This window comes from Bradyrhizobium stylosanthis (genome assembly GCF_001641335.1).
Classification (GTDB): domain Bacteria; phylum Pseudomonadota; class Alphaproteobacteria; order Rhizobiales; family Xanthobacteraceae; genus Bradyrhizobium; species Bradyrhizobium stylosanthis.
This window is the reverse complement of the sequence record NZ_LVEM01000003.1, coordinates 765,561-786,567: the sequence shown is the minus strand read 5'-3', so window position 1 is coordinate 786,567 and position 21,007 is coordinate 765,561. Positions and strand designations below refer to the sequence as shown.

Here is a 21,007-nt window from a genome sequence, read left to right as displayed (position 1 = left end):
CATGAAGCTGCGCGACCTCCTAGGTCAGGATGTTCTAGGCAATGATGCCACGATCGAGCCCGCCGTGGCGGCGCTCGAGGTCACAGGCGTTGCGCTCGACAGCCGTGCGGTCAGGCCGGGGGATCTGTTCTTCGCACTGGCAGGCAGCAAGACCGACGGCGCCCGCTTCATCGATGCCGCCATTGCCGCAGGTGCGGTCGCCGTGGTCGGCGATCACGCGCCTGAAGCGTGCAAGGTGCCGTTCATCGCGGTCGCCAATCCGCGCCGCGCGCTGGCGCTCGCCGCGGGAAGATTCTTCCCCTCGCAGCCAGCGACCATCGCCGCGGTGACCGGTACCAGCGGCAAGACTTCGGTCGCGGCCTTCACGCGCCAGATCTGGGAACGGCTCGGGCACGCCTCGGCCAGCATTGGAACCATTGGCCTGGTTTCGCCCAAGCGCACCGTCTATGGCTCGCTGACGACGCCGGATCCGATCGCGCTGCACCGGCAGCTGGATGAGATCGCGCGCGAAGGCGTCACGCATCTCGCCTTCGAGGCGTCCTCGCACGGGCTCGATCAGTACCGGCTCGACGGCGTGCGCGTCTCCGCCGGCGGCTTCACCAATCTGTCGCGCGATCACATGGATTACCATCAGACCGTCGCGCATTACCTCGCCGCGAAGCTCAGGCTGTTCCGCGAGCTGGTCGCTCCAGGCGGTGCAGCGGTGATCTCGGCCGATCACGATTGCTCGGCCGAAGCGATCGAAGCGGCGAAGGGCCGCGGGCTGCGCGTCATGGCGGTCGGGCGCAACGGCGACGGCGCAGGCGAGGGCATCCGTCTCACCGAGGCCACGGTCGAGGGTTTCACGCAAAAGCTCACGGTTCAGCATCGCGGCAAGGGCTACGCGATCCGGTTGCCGCTGGTCGGCGAATTCCAGATCGAGAACGCGCTGGTGTCGGCCGGACTTGCCATCGGAACCGGCAGCGACGCCGCAAAGGTGTTTGCGCGCCTCGAACATCTCGAAGGCGCCAAGGGGCGGCTCGAGCGCGTCGGCGAGCGCAACGGCGCGCCGATCTTCATCGATTACGCGCACAAGCCCGATGCGCTGGTGAAGGCGCTGCAGGCGCTGCGGCCTTATGCGAAGCGCAGGCTGGTCGTCGTGTTCGGCGCCGGCGGCGATCGCGATGTCGGCAAGCGGCCGATCATGGGCGAGATCGCGGCGGACAATGCCGACGGCGTCATCATCACCGACGACAATCCGCGCAGCGAGAAGCCGGAAGCGATCCGCGCTGCGATCCTTGCCACTGCCAAGGGCGCCCGCGAGATCGGCGACCGTGCCGCGGCGATCCGTACTGCGATCGACGAGCTGCAAGACGGCGATGCACTGCTCATCGCCGGCAAGGGCCACGAGACCGGGCAGATCGTCGGCAGCGAGGTGCTGCCCTTCAGTGATCACGAGGCGGTTGCCGCCGCACTAGCGTCGAGGATTGCATGAGCGCGCCAATTTGGACGGTTGCCGAGGTCGCGCGTGCGCTGGGCGTGGCCGGATCGTTCCCCGACACGCCGATCGACTTCGTCACCCAGGACAGCCGCCTGGTGAAACCGGGCAGCCTGTTCGTCGCGCTGAGCGGCACGCCGAGCGGCGGCTTCGTCTCGGCCTTCGCCAGTGCGCGCGACGGCTGGGAATTCGCGGACAAGGCGGAGGCTTCCGGCGCGGCCGCGATGATCGTGCCGCACGAGATCGCGGGCATCCGCATTCCCCAGATCGTGGTGAAGGACACCCTGATCGACGGCCTCTGGGGCCTCGCGCGGGCCGCGCGCGCGCGCTTCAACGGCCCCGTGATCGGGCTCACCGGCAGCGCCGGCAAGACCAGCACCAAGGAGTTCCTGGCGGCCTATCCCGGCGCCTATGCCAGCCCCTCGAGCTTCAACAATTTCTGGGGCGTGCCGCTGACGCTGTGCAATGCGAAGCCAGACGCCAGCCTGTGGGTCGTCGAGATGGGCATGAACCAGACCGGCGAGATCGCGCGGCTCAGCGAGCTAACGCGGCCGACCGTCGCGCTCGTCGTCAACGTCCAGCCGGTGCATCTGGAGAAGCTCGGCTCGCTCGAAGCCATCCGCCGCGAGAAGGTGTCGATCGCGCTCGGTCTGCCCGAGGACGGCGTGCTGGTTTTGCCCGCCGGGCTCAAGGCGTCGGAGTGGAAGGGCAAGGTGGTGCGGTTCGGCGAGCATGCCGAGGTGCACGAGGTCGCGCACGCGCCGCACGGCGAGAGCTGGCAGATCGTGGCCATGATCGGCAAGAAGGAGATCGCCTTTAGCCTGACGCCGGGCGCGCCGCACCGCGTGCAGAATGCGCTGGCCGCGCTCGCCTCGATCCGGGCCGCGAATCTCGATGCGGCGACGCTCGCAATCAAGCTCGACCGCGTCGGCATCATGACCGGCCGCGGCGTCGAGCAGGCGGTCGGCGGCATCACCGTGATCGACGACAGTTTCAACGGCAACCCTGCCAGCGTGGCGGCTGCGCTGCAGAGCCTGCAGGCGCGCCACATGACCGGCGGCCGCCGGATCGCGGTGCTGGGCGACATGCTGGAACTGGGCGATGACGCACCGAGCTACCACACCGCTCTCGCCAAGCATCTCGACGGCATCGACGGCGTCTATTGCGTCGGCCCCCTGATGCGTCATCTCTATGACGTGCTGCCGGCGGGCAAGGGCCTCGGCTGGCATGATGATCCCGCGACGCTGAAAGCCAGCGAGATCGCGAACCTGCTGCAGGCAGGCGATGTCGTGGTTGTCAAGGGCAGCAAGAAGATGTTCTGGGTCAACAAGTTTGTGCCGGGCCTAGTGGCCGCCTTGCAGGCAAAGGCGTAAACTGCTTGGAAGGCGCTGTTCCCAATCCCGCCGTTTACGGCACCAAGCCGTCCGTTTTCCCAGAGGTCGCCCGACCCCATGATGAAGCGAATGCGCGTAAGGCACGGTGAGGCCGAGGGCCAAGACCGCGTGCGAAAGGCGCCATAGGACCGTCTGAATGTTTTACTGGCTGATCGAGCTCTCCAACACATTTCCGAGCCTGGGTGCGTTCCGTACCCTTCTGAACGTTTTCCGCTACATCACCTTCCGCACCGGCGGCGCGGTCGTCACCGGCGCGCTGTTCGTGTTCCTGTTCGGGCCCTGGATCATCGACCATTTGCGCATCCGCCAGGGCAAGGGCCAGCCGATCCGCTCCGACGGCCCGCAATCGCATCTCAGCAAGAAGGGCACGCCCACCATGGGCGGGCTGATGATCCTGTCCGGCCTCACGGTCGGCACCGTGCTGTGGGCCAATCCGCTCAACCCGTATGTCTGGATCGTGCTCGCCGTGACGCTCGGCTTCGGTTTCGTCGGCTTCTATGACGATTACCTCAAGGTGACCAAGCAGACCACGACCGGCTTCGGTGGCAAGCTGCGCCTGCTGATCGAAGCGGCGATCGCGCTGGTCGCCTGCTACGCGCTGGTACGCCTCAACCGCGATCCCGCCTCGACTGCGCTGACGATCCCCTTCCTGAAGGACACAGTGCTGCATTTCGGCTGGTTCTTCGTCATCTTCGGTGCCTTCGTCATCGTCGGTGCCGGCAATGCGGTGAACCTCACCGACGGCCTCGACGGCCTCGCCATCGTGCCCGTGATGATCGCGACCGCGAGCTTTGCGATGATCGCCTATCTCGCCGGCAACGCGGTGTTCGCCGATTATCTCCAGATCAAATATGTCGCAGGAACCGGCGAGCTCGCGGTGCTCTGCGGCGCGCTGTTGGGCGCGGGTCTCGGCTTCCTCTGGTTCAACGCGCCGCCGGCCTCGATCTTCATGGGCGATACCGGCTCGCTCGCGCTCGGCGGCATGCTCGGCGCGATCGCGGTCGCGGTGAAGCACGAGATCGTGCTCGCGGTGATCGGCGGCCTGTTCGTGCTGGAGGCGGTCTCCGTCATCGTGCAGGTGGTGTCGTTCAAGCTCACCGGAAAGCGCATCTTCCGGATGGCGCCGATCCATCACCATTTCGAGCAGCTCGGCTGGACCGAGCCGCAGATCGTGATCCGCTTCTGGATCATCTCGGTGATGCTGGCGCTCGCCGGCCTCTCCACCCTGAAGCTGCGGTGACGGTAAAGCGATGATCCCCGTCACATCCTTCGCCGGCAAGACGGTCGCGGTGTTCGGCCTCGGCGGCTCGGGGCTCGCCTCCTGCCACGCGCTGAAGGCGGGCGGCGCCGAGGTGATCGCCGCCGACGACAATGCGGAGAACGTCGCCAAGGCCGCGCAGGCCGGTTTCATCACCGCCGACTTGCGCAACGTCTCCTGGGCGAACTTCGCAGCGCTCGTGCTCGCGCCCGGCGTGCCGCTGACCCATCCGGTGCCGCATTGGAGCGTCTTGAAGGCGCGCGAGGCCGGCGTCGAGGTGATCGGCGATATCGAGCTGTTCTGCCGTGAGCGGCGGCGTCACGCGCCGAACGCGCCGTTCGTCGCCATCACCGGCACCAACGGCAAGTCGACCACCACGGCGCTGATCGCGCATCTCACCAAGGTCGCCGGCTACGACACCCAGATGGGCGGCAATATCGGCACCGCGATCCTGTCGCTGGAGCCGCCGCGCATGGGCCGCGTCCACGTCATCGAGATGTCGTCCTACCAGATCGACCTCACGCCCTCGCTCGATCCCTCCGTCGGCATCCTGCTCAATGTCAGCGAGGACCATATCGACCGTCACGGTACCATCGAGCACTACGCCGCGGTGAAGGAGCGCCTCGTCGCGGGCGTGCAGGCGGGCGGCACCTCGATCGTCGGCGTCGATGACGGCTATTGCCGCGACATCGCCGACCGGCTCGATCGTACCGGCAAGAATGTGGTGCGCATCTCCGTCAGGAATCCGCTGGCGAGCGGCATTTACTTCGAGCACGGCAACATCGTGCGCAGCTCGGGCGGCGCTCGCAGCGAGGTTGCAAAGCTCGGCGGCATCGGCTCGCTGCGCGGCCTGCACAATGCGCAGAACGCGGCCTGCGCCGCCGCCGCCGCGCTCGCGATGGGCATCAGCCTCGATGTGCTGCAGAACGGCCTGCGCAGCTTTCCCGGCCTTGCGCACCGCATGGAGCAGGTCGGCCGCCGCGGCAACGTGCTGTTCGTCAACGACTCCAAGGGCACCAACGCCGACGCCACCGCGCACGCGCTGTCGTCGTTCGCCGATATTTTCTGGATTGCCGGCGGCAAGCCGAAGGCGGGCGGGATTACCAGCCTGACCGGCTATTTCCCGCGCATCCGGAAAGCCTATCTGATCGGCGAAGCCGCGCAGGAGTTTTCGGGAACGCTGGGCTCGGTCGCGCACGAGATCAGCGGGACGCTCGACGTCGCCGTCGAGCACGCCGCACGCGATGCGGAGGCGTCGGGGCTTACGGATGCTGTGGTGCTGCTGTCACCCGCCTGCGCGTCCTTCGACCAGTACCGCAACTTCGAGATCCGCGGTGCCAAGTTCCGCGAGCTGGTGCAGGCGCTGCCGGGTGTGAAGCCGGTGGTGTGAGGATGTCGCGGCGACGCTGGATCTGGATTGGCGCCGCTGTGCTTGCCGTTCCGGTCGTTGCGGGCTTCCTGTTTGTCGTCCTCATTGACAGCGTCATGAGCGGATTCGGCGCCTGCCGCGTCGTTCGCCAGCGCGCGTTCGCCTCGCCAAATGGCAGCCAGCTCGTCGTCGTGGTCTGGAAGTCGTGCGGAGCCACGGTGCCCGACAGCACGCAAGCCAGCATCCTGGCGCGCGGCCGGAATTTCTCGCCTGAGAGCACGCCGACTTTTGTCAGCGTGCGCGGGCATCTTGACGTCGTCGTCGCCTGGAGCAGCGAGCGGGCGGTCAGAATCGGATTCATCCCCGGTCCCGAGCAGGTCTACAAGCGCGATCAGCGTGCGGGAGATGTGGCGATCAATTACGAGTAGGGCGGCGGGGAGGCTCGGTCACGTGGCACTCCCGTGTCCCGGACGCGCTGCAGCGGGCAACGCTGCTGCGCAGCGAGAGCAGTAGGATGGGTAGAGCGAAGCGAAGCCCATCTCTCCCGTGGAATTGATGGGTTTCGCTTCGCTCTACCCATCCTACAAATCCAAACATCGGCGTTTCCTTAACCTTGCGGTAACCAACCTCGGCGACCAATGGACGGACCTCTGTCCGAAAGCGGCCGCCCATGCTCTCCCGTGAAGAACGCACCCCCTTTTCCGAGTGGTGGTGGACCGTCGACAAGCCGCTGATGGGCGCCATCCTGGGCTTGATGCTGACCGGCGTAATCCTGTCGCTGGCGGCGAGCCCGCCGGTTGCGACCCGCATCGGGCTCGACCCGTTTCATTTCTTCAGCCGCCACGTGATGTTCCTCCTCCCGTCCTGCCTGGTGCTGCTCGGGGTGTCCTTCCTCTCGCCGCGCGCGATCCGCCGCTCGGCGCTCATCATCTTCGCGGCCAGCATCATCCTGATCGTGCTGACGCTCGCGATCGGCCCCGAGGTGAAGGGCTCGCGGCGCTGGATCACGCTGCTCGGCGTCAACATCCAGGCGTCCGAAATCGCAAAGCCGTCCTTCGTCGTCATCGCCGCCTGGCTGTTTGCGGAATCCACCAAGCGGCCGGAAATGCCGGCGACCTCGATGGCGCTGGTGCTGCTGCTGATGCTGGTCTCGCTGCTGGTCATGGAGCCGGACTTCGGCCAGACCATGCTGATCCTGATGGTGTGGGGCTCGCTGTTCTTCATCGCGGGCATGCGCATGATCTGGGTGTTCGGCCTTGCCGGCCTCGGCGCCGCCGGCCTGTTCAGCGCCTACCTGTTCGTCCCGCACGTGGCCGGTCGCATCAAGCGCTTCATGAACCCGGCCTCCGGCGACACCTTCCAGGTCGATACCGCCATGGAAGCCTTCTACAACGGCGGCTGGTTCGGCCTCGGGCCGGGCGAGGGCATTGCCAAGCGCAGCCTGCCGGACAGCCACACCGACTTCGTGTTCGCGGTCGCGGCCGAAGAATTCGGCATCATCCTGTGCCTGGCCATGCTGGCGCTGTTCGCCTTCGTCGTCATCCGCACGCTGTCGCGCGCTTATGCCAATGAGGACATGTTCTCGCGCTTCGCGGCTTCCGGCCTTGCGATCCTGTTCGGCGTGCAGGCCGCGATCAACATGTCGGTGAACCTGCAGCTGATCCCCGCCAAGGGCATGACGCTGCCGTTCATCTCTTATGGCGGTTCCTCGATCGTGTCGCTCGCCTATGGCGTCGGCATGATGCTGGCCCTGACGCGGCTGCGCCCGCGCACCGAGGTCGAGGCCAGCGGCCACGCCGAGGCGATGCGGAGCTACGCCTAAGTCGTCATTGCGAGCGAAGCGAAGCAATCCAGTCTGTCTCTGCTGGGGCATTCTGGATTGCTTCGCTTCGCTCGCAATGACGGGAAAGACCTTGTAAAAGGCCTATCCATGGACACTTCCCCCCTGATTCTTCTCGCCGCGGGCGGCACCGGCGGCCATTTGTTTCCGGCCGAGGCGCTCGGCGTCGAGTTGATCCGGCGCGGCTTTCGCGTCCGCCTCGTCACCGACGAGCGTGCGCTGCGCTATAGCGGGCTGTTCAGCAAGGACATGATCGACGTCGTCTCGAGCGAGACCGCGCGCGGACGAAATCCGTTGCAGCTTGCCTATGCCGGCCTCACGCTGGCGGCGGGGACGCTCTCGGCCTATCGCCTGATCAAGCGGCTCAAGCCCGTCGCGGTGATCGGCTTCGGCGGCTACCCGACGCTGCCGCCGCTGGTTGCGGCAAAATACGCCGGCGTGCCCGGCATCATCCACGATGCCAATGCCGTGCTCGGCCGCGCCAACCGATTTCTGTCGAGCCGCGTCAACGCCATCGCGACGTCGCTGCCCGGCGTGCTCGACCGCGATCCCGCGCTGGCCGGGAAGACCACGACCGTCGGCACGCCGATGCGTCCGGCGGTGCTCGCCGCGGCTGCGGTGCCTTATGCCGCGCCCGAAATGAACGGTCCGCTGCGCCTGCTCGTCGTCGGCGGCAGCCAGGGCGCGCGCATCATGGCCGACATCGTGCCGGGCGCGATCGAGCGGCTCGAGCCTGCGCTGTGGAGCCGGCTCGTCCTGACCCAGCAGGTCCGCGACGAAGACATGGCGCGTGTCCGCGCGGTCTACGACAAGCTCAAGATCAAGTTCGAGCTCGCACCGTTCTTCACCGATTTGCCGGCGCGGCTCGCCGCCAATCATCTGGTGGTGTCGCGCTCCGGTGCCGGCACCGTCGCTGAACTCGCCGCGATCGGGCGGCCCTCGATCCTCGTGCCGCTGCCCGGCGCGATCGACCAGGACCAGTTCGCCAATGCCGGCGTGCTGGCCAAGGTGGATGGTGCGGTCCGCATCCCGCAGACCGAGTTCACCTCGGACCGGCTGGCGTCCGAGATCTCCGCCTTTGCCGCCGAGCCGGCGCGCCTCACCGCCATGGCCGCGGCCGCAAAGGGGGCAGGGCGGCTCGACGCCGCCGAGCGGCTGGCCGATCTGGTGGCCAAAGTCGCGGGAATCTGACGCGAAAAAGCCCTTGTCATCGCCTTCTAAAGCGGGGCATCCAGTAGGAAAGGGCGCGCGGCTGATTTGGCCGTGACCTTCGCCAGATGCCGCCTTTCCGGCGGCAAGGTCAGGGAACAGAGCATGAGACTGCCGCGCGAGATCGGACCCATCCACTTCGTCGGGATCGGCGGGATCGGCATGAGTGGGATCGCCGAGGTGCTGGTCAATCTCGGCTATGCCGTGCAGGGCTCGGACGCCTCCGACAATTACAATCTCGATCGCCTGCGCAAGAAGGGCGCGAAGGTGTCGGTCGGCCACAAGGCCGAGAATGTCGACGGCGCCGAGGTCGTCGTCGTCTCCACCGCGATCAAGCGCGACAATCCGGAACTGATGGCGGCGCGCGAGCGCCGCATTCCCGTGGTGCGCCGCGCCGAGATGCTGGCCGAGCTGATGCGGCTGAAGAGCTGCGTCGCCATCGCCGGCACCCACGGCAAGACCACGACGACCACGATGGTCGCAACGCTGCTCGATGCCGGCGGGCTCGATCCGACCGTGATCAACGGCGGCATCATCAACGCCTATGGCTCCAACGCGCGGCTCGGCGCCGGCGACTGGATGGTGGTCGAGGCCGACGAGAGCGACGGCACCTTCCTCAAGCTGCCGACCGATGTCGCGATCGTCACCAATGTCGATCCCGAGCATCTCGATCACTTCAAGACCTTCGAGGCGGTGCAGGATGCGTTCCGTCACTTCGTCGAGAACCTGCCGTTCTACGGTTTTGCCGTGATGTGCATCGATCATCCCGTGGTGCAGACCCTCGTCGGCAAGATCGAGGATCGCCGCATCATCACCTATGGCGAGAATCCSCAGGCCGACGTGCGGTTCGTCGATCTCACACCGATGGGCGGGGGCTCCAAATTCAAGGTCGCGTTCCGCGATCGCAAGACCGGGGCCGTGCACGAGATCCCGGATTTGATGTTGCCGATGCCGGGCCGCCACAACGCCTCCAACGCGACGGCCGCGATCGCGGTCGCGCGCGAGCTCGGCGTATCGGACGAAGCGATCCGCAAGGCGATCGCCGGCTTCGGCGGCGTCAAACGCCGCTTCACCAAGACAGGCGAGTGGAACGGCGTGACCGTGATCGACGATTACGGCCATCATCCCGTCGAGATCGCGGCGGTGCTGAAGGCGGCACGCGAATCCACCAACGGCAAGATCATCGCCGTGGTGCAACCGCATCGCTACACCCGCCTGCAATCGCTGTTCGAGGAATTCTGCACCTGTTTCAACGACGCGGATGCGGTTGTCGTCGCCGACGTCTATGCCGCCGGCGAAGCGCCGATCGACGGCATCGACCGCGATCATTTCGTCGCGGGCCTGCGTGCGCATGGGCATCGCGAAGTGGTGCCGCTGCCGACGGCGCCGGAGCTTGCAGGGATCGTCAAGGGGCTCGCAAAGTCCGGCGATCTCGTCGTGTGCCTCGGCGCCGGCAACATCACGCAATGGGCGTATGCGCTGCCGGACCAGTTGAAGGCGCTGGGGTAGGGCGGTGAGCTTTCCCGACATCACGCCTGATCTCAAAGCCGCGATGCCGCAACTTCGCGGCCGGCTGCTCGCCAACCAGTCGCTGGCCGAGTTGACCTGGTTTCGCGTCGGCGGTCCGGCGCAGGTGCTGTTCACGCCGGCGGATGAGGACGATCTCGCTTATTTCCTTGCGCATCTTGCCAGCGACATCCCGGTCTATGTCGTCGGCGTCGGCTCCAATCTGATCGTGCGCGACGGCGGGATTGCCGGCGTGGTGATCCGCCTTGCGCCGCGCGCCTTTGGCGAAGCGAATGCGAACGGCGACATAGTCACCGCGGGCGCTGCCGCGCTCGACAAGCGCGTGGCGGAAGTTGCGGCCACCGCAAATATCGGCGGGCTCGAATTCTTCTTCGGCATCCCCGGCACCATCGGCGGCGCACTGCGCATGAATGCGGGCGCCAATGGCGGCGAGACCAAGGACGTGCTGATCGAGGCGCGCGGCGTCGGGCGCGACGGCACCAGGCATATCTTCTCCAACGCCGACATGAAGTTCGTCTACCGCAACAGCGGCGTCGATCCCTCCATCATCTTCACTTCCGCGCGTTTTCGCGGCGAGGTCAAAGATGCCGAGACGATCCGCGCGCGGATGGCGGAGGTGCAGACGCACCGCGAGACCGCGCAGCCGATCCGCGAAAAGACCGGCGGCTCGACCTTCAAGAATCCGCCCGGCCATTCCGCCTGGAAGCTGGTGGATGCCGCGGGCTGCCGCGGCCTGCGCGTCGGCGGCGCGCAGGTGTCCGAGATGCATTGCAATTTCCTGATCAACACCGGGGACGCCACCGCGCACGACATCGAGACGCTGGGCGAGACGGTGCGTGAGCGCGTGAAGGCGAATTCCGGAATCGAGCTGCACTGGGAAATCAAGCGGATCGGGGTTTCTATTTAACAGTCATTCCGGGGCGCGCGGAGCGCGAACTACGGTGCGCAATTGCGCACCTGAGAATCTCGAGATTCCGGGTCTGGTGCTTGCGCACCATCCCGGAATGACGAAATGCGAGGACACGAATGCGCATCACCATCCTCTTCGGCGGCTCCAATCGCGAGCGTCTGGTTTCGGTCGCTTCGGCGCAGGCGCTGCATCAGGCGCTGCCCGAGGCTGATCTCTGGTGGTGGGACGTCGAGGACAAGGTGCATGTGGTGCAGTCGAAGCAGCTGCTCGAGCATGCCCGGCCCTTCGAGGACGAGTTCAAGCCGGGCACGTCGGGTATTCCGCTCGAAGCAGCGCTCGACCAGGCCAAGGCGGAAGGCCGCGTGCTGGTGCTCGGCCTGCATGGCGGGCGCGCCGAGAACGGCGAATTGCAGGTGATGTGCGAGGCGCGCGGCGTGCCGTTCACCGGATCCGGCTCGGCGTCCTCGCATCTCGCCTTCGACAAGATCGCGGCCAAGCACTTTGCCGCACTCGGCGGCGTGACGCCGCCGGCGAACGTCGCGCTCGGCAACATCGAGGAGGCCTTCGCCGAATATGGCAGGCTGATCGCAAAGCCGGCGCGGGACGGGTCGAGCTACGGCTTGATCTTCGTCAACGCGAAGCAGGATCTCGTCGCCGTCCGCAACGCGGCCAGGCACGAAGACTATGTGATCGAGCCCTACATCGCCGGCGTCGAGGCGACCTGCGGCGTGCTGGAGCGCGCCGACGGGTCGATCATCGCGCTGCCGCCGATCGAGATCATTCCGGGTGAGGGCAGTTTCGATTACGCCGCAAAATATCTCCTGAAGTCGACCCAGGAGATCTGCCCCGGCCGGTTTTCGCCGGAGATCATGGCCGCTCTGAAGGAGCAGGCGATGCTGGCGCACCGGGCGATGTCCTGCACCGGCTATTCGCGCTCCGACTTTATCGTCTCGGACAGGGGCCTCGTCTACCTCGAAACCAACACGCTGCCCGGGCTGACCAAGTCGTCGCTCTACCCCAAGGCGTTGAAAGCCGAGGGCATCGCGTTCGTCGAGTTCCTGAACGGGCTGGTCGAGCTCGCCGGGCGGGGCGTGCGGAAATAATTAGGACTGGTTAACGGCCAGGCGGGCGAAACGGCCCGGTTTGGAGCCCAAATCCGGTAAAATGCCGGAGATCGCGGCATAAATGCCTCACATGGCTGGGCAAAAAGCATTCCGCGTTAACGAATTTTACCTTTTGTTTACCAGGACATCCGAAGGTTAACGCTGGCGGCGCATATGGCGCTTTGGCTGCCGGCGCGTGAGCTGTTGCGGGTGATGTCACCTCCAGCGAACGCAATGATGGGAGAGGCTTCGTTCTGCTGATCCGGCCCGGCACGTCCGAGACGTCATGTTCGCCAGGACCCGCGCGATGTCGCGGGCAAACTGTTGACGAGCTCGTGCAATGGATGGTGCAGGAAGCCTCACCCGGTCGTTTTTGAGATCGCTGAGGCCCCAAGCTGATCTGAAGGCGGCCGCTATCGGAGCGGTCGTGCTTCTGCGCGAGTGGGTGCAGGACAAGCGCGAGGAGAAGCGCGCCGCCGCCAGGATCAAGGCCAAGGCCGTGGTCGAGCGCGAACCGCCGCCGCGCCTGGTCGCTCTGGTCGAGCGCTATGCGCCGCGCCGGGTCGGGATCACCATGACCGTGCTGCTGCTGATCGGCAGCTGCGGCTTCGGCATCGTCAAGGGCGGCCATCTCCAGGATTTCATCACGGCGGTCAGCGATGCCCGCAACGCCATGGCCAATTCCGCCGGCTTCCGCATCACCTCCGTGGTGATCAACGGCCGCAAGCAGCTCACCCAGGACGAGATCCTCGCGATCGGCGGCGTCAGCGGCCGCTCCTCGCTGCTGTTCCTCGATGCCGACGTCGTGCGCGAGAAGCTCAAGGCCAATCCCTGGATTGCCGACGCGACCGTGCTGAAGCTCTATCCGGGCCGGCTGATGATCGACATCACCGAGCGCCAAGCCTTCGCGCTGTGGCAGGAGGCCGGCCGGCTCTCCGTCATCGCCGACGACGGCGCCGTGCTCGAACCCTACGTCTCGCGCCGCTTCCTGTCGCTGCCGCTCGTCGTCGGCAAGGGGGCTGACACCCAGGCCCGCGATTTCCTGGCGCTGCTGGCGCGCTATCCGCAGGTCAACTCGATCACCAAGGCTGCCATCTATGTCGGCGAGCGGCGCTGGAACCTGAGGCTGAAGGACGGTCTCGACATCCGCCTGCCCGAGCAGGACGTCGGCAACGCGCTCGCGATGCTGACCAAGCTCGACAAGGAGGACAGGCTGTTCTCCCGCGACATCGTCGCCGTCGACATGCGCCTGCCGGATCGTCTGGTGGTGCAGCTCTCCGACGACGCCGCCAAGGCGCGCGAGGAGCTGTTCAAGGACAAGAAGAAAAAGAAGGCCGGGGACGCCGCATGACCGGTCTTGATCGCACCCAGACCCCGAAGACGCGCCAGATGCCGCACAAGCGCGGCGGCCTGGTCGCCTGCCTCGATATCGGCACCAGCAAGATCGCCTGCATGATCGCGCGGCTGAAGCCGTCGGCGCCGAGCGAAGCCTTGCGCGGCCGCACCCATGCTGTGGAGCTGATCGGCTACAGCCAGATCCAGTCGCGCGGCATGAAGGCCGGCGCGGTGGTCGATCTCGGCGAATGCGAGCAGGCGGTCCGCCAGGCCGTCGGGCTTGCGGAGAAGATGGCCAAGGTGCGGGTCGAGTCCGTGTTGTTGTCCGTCTCCGGCGGCCGGCTCTCCGGCGCGCTGGTCGAAGCCGCCGCCGACATCCGCGGTGGCGCCGTGACGCCGGCCGATGTCAGCCGCGTCACCTCCACCGGCATGCGCCACGCCACCGGCGAGGGCCGCACCGTGCTGCACGCTCTGCCGGTCGGCTACACGCTCGACGGCGTCAAGGGCATCCGCGATCCCCGCGGCATGGTCGCGCACCAGTTCGGCGTCGACATGAACGTCGTCACCTGCGACGCCACGGTGGCGCGGAACCTGATGCTGGCGGTCGAGCGCTGCCATATCAATGTCGAAGCCATGGCGGCGAGCCCTTATGTCGCCGGCCTGTCGGTGCTGACCGACGACGAGGCCGATCTCGGTGCCGCCGTCGTCGAGATGGGCGCCGGCACCACGACGATCGCGGTCTATTCCGGCGGCCGCTTCGTGCACGCGGCGGGTTTTGCGGTCGGCGGGCAACACATCACGATGGATCTTGCGCGCGGACTCTCCGCGACCATTGCCGATGCCGAGCGAATCAAGACGTTATACGGCACCGTCATCACCGGCGGATCGGACTCGCGCGAGCTGATGTCTGTGCCGACAGCCGGTGACGAGCAGGATCTGCCGCAGATCGTCTCCCGCGCTACCATCGCCAACATCGTCAAGCACCGTGCCGAGGAAATCTTCGAAATGGTCCGGGACCGGCTGAAGGATTCGCCCTTCGCGTCAGAGCCCAACGGCCGCGTCGTTCTCTCGGGCGGCGCCTCGCAACTGACCGGTCTCGTCGAGCTCGGCACCCAGATTCTCGGCCGGCCCGTGCGGGTCGGACGTCCCCTCGGCTTCGGCCGGCTGCCCAACGAGGCGAAGAACGCCGCGTTCGCGGTGCCGTCCGGACTCCTCGTCTACCCGCAATATGTTCACCAGGAACATGTCGAACCGCGGCATACGCGGCAGCAGGTGAGGACAGGGACCGGCGGTTATTTCGGAAAGGTTGGACGATGGCTACGCGAGGGCTTTTGATGACTCCTTTCCGCAATCTCCCATTTTCACCAACTCCCGCGGCCGCCGGCCGGGGCGAACCCACACGCGCGTGATCGAGAGGCAACCATGACCATCAGCATCAATGTTCCTGATATTCACGAACTGAAGCCCCGGATCACCGTGTTCGGCGTCGGCGGCGCCGGCGGCAACGCCGTCAACAACATGATCACGGCGGGCCTGCAGGGCGTCGACTTCGTGGTCGCCAACACCGACGCGCAGGCGCTGACGATGTCGAAGGCGCAGCGTATCGTGCAGATGGGCACGGCAGTCACGCAGGGCCTCGGCGCGGGTTCGCAGCCGAACGTCGGCGCGGCAGCGGCGGAAGAGGTGATCGACGAGCTGCGCGACCATCTCTCGGGCGCCAACATGGTGTTCGTCACCGCCGGCATGGGCGGCGGCACCGGCACCGGTGCTGCTCCCGTCATCGCCAAGACCGCGCGCGACATGGGCATCCTCACCGTCGGCGTCGTGACCAAGCCCTTCCACTTCGAAGGCGGCCGCCGCATGCGCACCGCTGAAGCCGGCATCAACGAGCTTCACAAGGTCGTCGACACGCTGCTGATCATCCCGAACCAGAACCTGTTCCGGGTCGCCAACGAGAAGACCACCTTCGCCGACGCCTTCGCGATGGCTGACCAGGTGCTCTACTCGGGCGTCGCCTGCATCACCGACCTGATGGTCAAGGAAGGCCTGATCAACCTCGACTTCGCCGACGTCCGCGCCGTGATGCGTGAGATGGGCAAGGCGATGATGGGCACCGGCGAAGCCTCCGGCGACAAGCGCGCGCTGACCGCCGCGGAAGCCGCGATCGCCAACCCGCTGATCGACGATAGCTCGATGAAGGGCGCCAAGGGCCTCCTCATCTCCATCACCGGCGGCAAGGACCTCACCCTGTTCGAGGTCGACGAAGCCGCGACCCGCATCCGCGAGGAAGTCGATCAGGACGCCAACATCATCGTCGGCGCCACCTTCGACGAAGCGCTCGACGGCCTGATCCGCGTCTCGGTCGTCGCCACCGGCATCGAGCAGGCTGCGATCGCCCGCAACAGCCAGGCGACCTCCGCTCCCGTGGCGAACGCCGCGCCGCAGCAGATCCAGCACGTGCAGCAGGCTCCCGCTGCTCCGGCCGCCGCTGCCGAGAGCCGTCTCGCCGACCTCACCGCCCGCCTGCGCGCCGACAATCAGCGCCTGGCCGAACGCGCCCAGAAGCTGGAATCGCAGATCCCGGCTGCCGCGCCGGCTCCGGTTGCGTCCGCCCCGCTCGCGCCGCGCCCGAACGTCGAGCGTGCCGCGCTCGCCGCCATCGCGGCTGCCGTCGCCGAGGTCCCTCAGGCGCCCGCGCCGCAGACCTATGGCGACGTGACCGTGCGCCCGATCGCGCAGAAGCCGACCCTGTTCCCGGAGCCCGAAATGGCCCCGGTAGCAATGCAGGAGCCGATGACGCCGGAAAACTTCATCCCGCCGCAGGCCGAGCGTCCGCCGGTCCGCGCTCCGCGCATGCCGCGCATCGAGGAACTGCCGATGCCGGCCCAGGCCGAGCTTCGCCAGGCCCGCGGTGAGGTGGAAGAAGAGACCCCGCAGAAGACCCGCCTGTCGCTGCTGCAGCGCCTCGCCAATGTCGGCCTCGGCCGCCGCGACGAGGAGAGCGAGCCGCCGGTCGCCGCCCGCACCGCCGGTCCCGCCATGCCGCCGCTGCCCGACCGCCGTCCGCAGAAGACCGTGGCGCAGCAGATCGCGGCTAGTGAGCCGGTATCAGAGTACGCCCGTCGTCCCGCGCCGCAGGGCCTCGACATGCATGGCCGCCCGGCGCCTGTTGCGCCGGCGCCACAGGGCGACGACCATCTTGATATCCCGGCCTTCCTGCGGCGGCAGGCGACCTGAGGATTGTTACAATAAGGCAGACCCAAAAGGGCCCCGGCGGGAAGCTTGCCGGGGCCTTTCCTTTTTGTCCGGGATGGTCCGGATTGCAGAGCCAAGCAACTGATTTTAAATCATTAATTATGCATTCGGTGGTTCAGTAAAACCGCCGGCAGCGGCCCAAAATCTCGGCGCAATTTGGTTAAGCCTTGGCGCGAATACGGCAGGTTTGGGGTAACAATCGGTAAAAAAGCGTGAGTTGGCGCTGTTTGGGGCAGTGACTATGGTTTGCCGTGACTTGGGGATACGGAGATTCGCAACCGTCGGCACTGGCCGGCCAAGTGGGTCTAGTATAAGTCGCAGTGGTCGTAGTGGGGCGGGTTCCTGATGAAATTTAGCCGGCAAACAACGCTTCGCGCGCAAGCCACCGTGGCAGGCGTAGGCGTTCATTCCGGTCTTCCCGTCACTCTCACGCTGGGGCCTGCGCCTATCGACGCAGGTTTTATTTTTGTCCGCACCGGCCTCGAGGGAAGTGATCGCGAAGTTCAGGCGACCGCCGAGCAGGTGATCGCGACCGATCTCGCCACCGTCCTCGGCGATCGTAACGGCCCGCTGGTCTCCACTGCCGAGCATGTGCTTGCTGCACTGCGGGGCATGGGCGTAGACAACGCCACCATCGAGCTCGACGGTCCGGAAGTACCGATCATGGACGGCAGCGCCGCGGCGTTCATTGCCGCCATCGACCAGGCCGGCATCGTCACCCAGTCGGCGCAACGCCGCTTCATCCAGGTTTTGAAGCCGATCTCGGTCAAGATCGGCGACTCCTTCGGCGAGATGCGGCCCTATGCCAACGGGTTCCGCGCCGAGGTCGAGATCGACTTCACCAATCCCGTCATCGGCCAGCAGAGCTACACCTTCGAGCTCAGCCCGGAGCGCTTCCGCCGCGAAGTCGGCCGCGCCCGCACCTTCGGCCTGATGTGCGACGTCGCCCGGCTCTGGAGCGCCGGCTATGCGCTCGGCGCGTCCTTCGACAACACCGTCGTGTTCGACGAGGAGCGGCTGCTCAACACCGAGGGCCTGCGCTACGCCGACGAATGTGCCCGCCACAAGGTGCTGGACGTGATCGGCGACCTCGCGCTGGCCGGCCTGCCGCTGCTCGGTGCCTACCGTTCGGTCCGCGGCGGCCACAAGCTCAACCACGCCGTCCTGACGGCGCTGCTTGCCGACCGTACCGCCTGGCGGGTGGTCGAGGGTGAGGCGGTGCGTCGCACCACGCGTCCCGTGGCCGAGGTTGGCGGTAGCATCGTCGGCGGCCGGATCGCGGCGGCCTACGGGCCGGACGTTTCCTGAAGAGAGACGTCTCCTGAAGGGACCTGCCGCCGCTGACGCTTGGCGACGACTTTTCCCCGGGAAACTCCTGGTAACCATGATCGGCTAGCATTGCGGCACGTTCGCCTTAATCCGGGCGAAATGCCTGCCTATCCGGTTTAACGATCGTTTTTCGGATACATCGGCGTGGGCGTAGGGCAGGCACCACGGCACCATTTCGCGCCCATGACGGAGTTCATGGGCTGGCGGGCACCGCATCACAGGGCGTCAGGGCTTAAACTCATGTCGGCACAGCGTACGACGCGCGGATCTCTTTCGATGTCGCCAGGGCCCGCGGCCCGCGGGCTGCTCCAGGCCGCCACCTTCGTCCTGCTCGCGCTGCCGCTGGCCGGCTGCGGCACCGGCGATCTCTGGGACAAGTTCACCGCCAAGGACGACACCTTCGTCGAGGAGCCCGCCGACAAGATCTACAATGAGGGCCTGTACCTCATGAACGAGAAGAAGGACATGAAGGCGGCGAACAAGAAGTTCGAGGAAGTCGACCGCCAGCATCCTTATTCCGACTGGGCCCGCAAATCGCTGCTGATGTCCGCCTACGCGTCCTACCAGGGCGGTGACTATGACGGCTGCATCGGCGCCGCGACCCGCTACGTCACGCTGCACCCCGGCAGTCCGGACGCGGCCTATGCGCAGTACCTGATCGCCGCTTCGCATTACGACCAGATCCCGGACATCAGCCGCGACCAGACCCGCACCGAGAAGGCGATCGCCTCGCTGGAAGAGGTGGTGCGCAAATATCCGACCTCCGAATATGCGACCTCGGCCAAGGCCAAGATCGAGGGTGCCCGCGACCAGCTCGCCGGCAAGGAGATGAATGTCGGCCGCTACTACATGCAGAAGCGCGACTACACCGCCGCCATCAACCGCTACAAGGCCGTCGTTACCCAGTACCAGACCACGCGCCACGTCGAGGAGGCGCTCTACCGTCTGACCGAGGCCTATATGGCGATCGGCATCGTCGGCGAGGCGCAGACCGCCGCCGCCGTGCTTGGCCACAATTTTCCTGACAGCCGCTGGTACAAGGACGCCTATAATCTTGTAAAATCCGGCGGTCTCGAGCCGAGCGAGAATCAGGGGTCCTGGATCAGCAAGACCTTCAAGAAGATGGGCCTCGGCTAGGAAATTTGGTTCCATGCTGGCGCGTCTGTCGATCCGTGACATCGTCCTGATCGAACGGCTCGATATCGAATTCGCCACCGGCCTTGCGGTTCTGACTGGCGAGACCGGTGCGGGCAAATCCATTCTGCTCGATGCCTTTGCACTGGCGCTCGGCGGCCGCGGCGACGCCGGCCTCGTGCGCCATGGCGCGGAGCAGGGGCAGGTCACCGCCGTCTTCGATATCCCGAAGAATCACCCCGCGACCAAGATCCTGGCCGAGAACGGGCTGGACGATACCGGCGAGATGATCCTGCGAAGGGTCCAGCTCGCGGACGGCCGCACCCGCGCCTTCATCAACGACCAGGCGATCAGCGTGCAGACGCTGAAGGCGGTCGGCGCCGCCCTGGTCGAGATCCACGGCCAGCATGACGAGCGCGCGCTGGTCGATGCCGCCACCCATCGCCGCCTGCTCGATGCCTTCGCGGGCCTGGAGAAGGACGTCGCGGTCGTCGAATCGCTCTGGGACGCGCGTCGCACCGCCAATACCGCGCTGGAGGAACATCGCGCCGGCATGGAGCGCGCCGCGCGCGAGGCCGACTATCTGCGCCATGCCTCCAGCGAGCTGAAGCAGCTCGCGCCGAAGGAGGGCGAGGAGACTTCGCTCGCCCATCGCCGCACCACGATGATGCAGGGCGAAAAGATCGCCTCCGATCTGCGCGAGGCGCAGGAAGCCGTCGGTGGCCATCATTCGCCGGTCGCGGCGCTGTCGGCGGCGGTGCGCCGGCTGGAGCGCCGCGGCGTCAATTCGCCGGCGCTGGTCGAGCCTGCCGTGAAGGCGATCGACACCGCGATCAACGCGCTTGAAGAAGCCGACCAGCATCTCCTGGCCGCGCTGGCCGCGACCGATTTCGACCCGGCCGAGCTCGAGCGCATCGAGGAGCGGCTCTTTGCCTTGCGTGCAGCGTCTCGCAAATATTCGACCCCGGTGGACCTGCTCGCGGCGCTCGCCGCCCAATACGCGGCGGACGTCGTGCTGATCGACGCCGGCGCCTCGCAGCTGAAGAAGCTGGAGCAGGCCGCGATCGAGGCCGATGGGCGCTATGCGGCTTCCGCCAAGAAGCTGTCACTGGCCCGTCAGAAATCGGCGGAGAAGCTCAACAAGGCCGTCAACGCCGAGCTCGCCCCGCTCAAGCTCGAGCGCGCCAAGTTCATGACCCAGGTCGCGACCGACGAGGCCGCGCCGGGCTCGCAAGGCTTCGACCGCGTCGAGTTCTGGGTGCAGACCAACCCGGGCACCAAGCCGGGCCCGATGATGAAGGTCGCCTCCGGCGGCGAGCTGTCGCGCTTCCTGCTGGCGCTCAAGGTGGTGCTGTCCGACCGCGGCTCGGCGCCGACCCTCGTCTTCGACGAAATCGACACCGGTGTCGGCGGCGCGGTCGCCGACGCCATCGGCGGGCGCCTGGCGCGGCTCGCCGGCAAGGTGCAGGTGATGGCCGTGACCCACGCCCCGCAGGTCGCCGCCCGCGCCGACCAGCACCTGCTCATCTCAAAGGACGCCCTCGACAAGGGCAAGCGCGTCGCCACCCGCGTCAATGCGCTCGCCGCCGACCACCGCCGCGAAGAGATCGCCCGTATGCTGGCGGGGGCGGAGATCACGGCCGAGGCGCGGGCTGCTGCGGAGAGGCTGCTGAAGGCGGCGACGGCTTAATTCTCGTGTCCCGGACGCGGTGCGGCACGCAGTGCCGCTCCGCAGAGCCGGGACCCAGAGCGCTGCCACATGGGCCCCGGCTCTGCAGCGCACCGCTGAAGAAGCGCTGCGCTGCGTCCGGGGCACGAGACCTTTCCCGCCTTTACCGTGCTACCCGCTCCGTCGTATCCAAGCGCC

The 21,007-nt window shown here is 66.6% G+C and carries 16 protein-coding genes; all 16 read left to right on the top strand.

All coding sequences use genetic code 11. The features are described from left to right. The first annotated feature begins 1 nt into the window (after position 1). The 16 genes from A7X65_RS23440 (at position 2) to recN (ending at position 20,830) form a co-directional block, all read left to right on the top strand. The gene (locus A7X65_RS23440; protein ID WP_063690745.1) at positions 2-1,474 is read left to right on the top strand and encodes a UDP-N-acetylmuramoyl-L-alanyl-D-glutamate--2,6-diaminopimelate ligase; all 1,473 of its coding nucleotides are present in this window, start codon (positions 2-4) and stop codon (positions 1,472-1,474) included. Then, positions 1,471-2,850, top strand: coding sequence for a UDP-N-acetylmuramoyl-tripeptide--D-alanyl-D-alanine ligase (locus A7X65_RS23435; protein WP_063689341.1), 1,380 nt, complete (start codon positions 1,471-1,473; stop codon positions 2,848-2,850). Before A7X65_RS23440 ends, A7X65_RS23435 begins: the two co-directional genes overlap by 4 nt. A 157-nt stretch (positions 2,851-3,007) precedes the next feature. Further along, positions 3,008-4,111, top strand: a complete 1,104-nt coding sequence (mraY, locus tag A7X65_RS23430) for a phospho-N-acetylmuramoyl-pentapeptide-transferase (protein WP_063689338.1) — start codon at positions 3,008-3,010, stop codon at positions 4,109-4,111. Positions 4,112-4,121: 10 nt separating this feature from the next. After that, positions 4,122-5,519, top strand: coding sequence for a UDP-N-acetylmuramoyl-L-alanine--D-glutamate ligase (murD, locus tag A7X65_RS23425; protein WP_063689335.1), 1,398 nt, complete (start codon positions 4,122-4,124; stop codon positions 5,517-5,519). A 2-nt stretch (positions 5,520-5,521) separates the two neighbouring features. After that, entirely contained in the window at positions 5,522-5,926 is a 405-nt protein-coding gene (locus A7X65_RS23420) for a hypothetical protein (RefSeq protein ID WP_063689328.1), read from the top strand. Positions 5,927-6,168: 242 nt separating this feature from the next. Beyond that, complete coding sequence (ftsW, locus tag A7X65_RS23415) at positions 6,169-7,320, top strand: putative lipid II flippase FtsW (protein WP_063689327.1); 1,152 nt, start codon at positions 6,169-6,171, stop codon at positions 7,318-7,320. Between the two features lie 108 nt (positions 7,321-7,428). After that, a complete protein-coding gene (gene murG / locus A7X65_RS23410; protein WP_063689325.1) occupies positions 7,429-8,529 on the top strand; it encodes an undecaprenyldiphospho-muramoylpentapeptide beta-N-acetylglucosaminyltransferase in 1,101 nt (366 codons plus the stop codon). A gap of 123 nt (positions 8,530-8,652) precedes the next feature. After that, entirely contained in the window at positions 8,653-10,056 is a 1,404-nt protein-coding gene (murC, locus tag A7X65_RS23405) for a UDP-N-acetylmuramate--L-alanine ligase (protein WP_063690744.1), read from the top strand. A 4-nt stretch (positions 10,057-10,060) separates the two neighbouring features. Next, positions 10,061-10,981: a UDP-N-acetylmuramate dehydrogenase gene (gene murB / locus A7X65_RS23400; protein ID WP_063689323.1), complete on the top strand. Its 921-nt coding sequence runs from the start codon at positions 10,061-10,063 to the stop codon at positions 10,979-10,981. A 119-nt stretch (positions 10,982-11,100) separates the two neighbouring features. Continuing rightward, a complete protein-coding gene (locus tag A7X65_RS23395; protein ID WP_063689321.1) occupies positions 11,101-12,087 on the top strand; it encodes a D-alanine--D-alanine ligase family protein in 987 nt (328 codons plus the stop codon). A gap of 340 nt (positions 12,088-12,427) precedes the next feature. Then, complete coding sequence (locus A7X65_RS23390) at positions 12,428-13,438, top strand: cell division protein FtsQ/DivIB (RefSeq protein WP_063689318.1); 1,011 nt, start codon at positions 12,428-12,430, stop codon at positions 13,436-13,438. Beyond that, positions 13,435-14,757 (top strand): cell division protein FtsA, encoded by a 1,323-nt coding sequence (gene ftsA / locus A7X65_RS23385; RefSeq protein ID WP_063689315.1) that lies wholly within the window; start codon positions 13,435-13,437, stop codon positions 14,755-14,757. The genes A7X65_RS23390 and ftsA overlap by 4 nt, the downstream gene beginning before the upstream one ends. Before the next feature lie 87 nt (positions 14,758-14,844). Next, a complete protein-coding gene (gene ftsZ / locus A7X65_RS23380; protein WP_063689312.1) occupies positions 14,845-16,659 on the top strand; it encodes a cell division protein FtsZ in 1,815 nt (604 codons plus the stop codon). 363 nt (positions 16,660-17,022) lie between these two features. After that, entirely contained in the window at positions 17,023-17,985 is a 963-nt protein-coding gene (gene lpxC / locus A7X65_RS23375; protein ID WP_063689310.1) for a UDP-3-O-acyl-N-acetylglucosamine deacetylase, read from the top strand. Positions 17,986-18,246: 261 nt separating this feature from the next. Then, complete coding sequence (locus tag A7X65_RS23370; protein ID WP_063689308.1) at positions 18,247-19,143, top strand: outer membrane protein assembly factor BamD; 897 nt, start codon at positions 18,247-18,249, stop codon at positions 19,141-19,143. A gap of 13 nt (positions 19,144-19,156) precedes the next feature. After that, a complete protein-coding gene (gene recN, locus A7X65_RS23365) occupies positions 19,157-20,830 on the top strand; it encodes a DNA repair protein RecN (protein WP_063689305.1) in 1,674 nt (557 codons plus the stop codon). Positions 20,831-21,007: the final 177 nt, after the last annotated feature.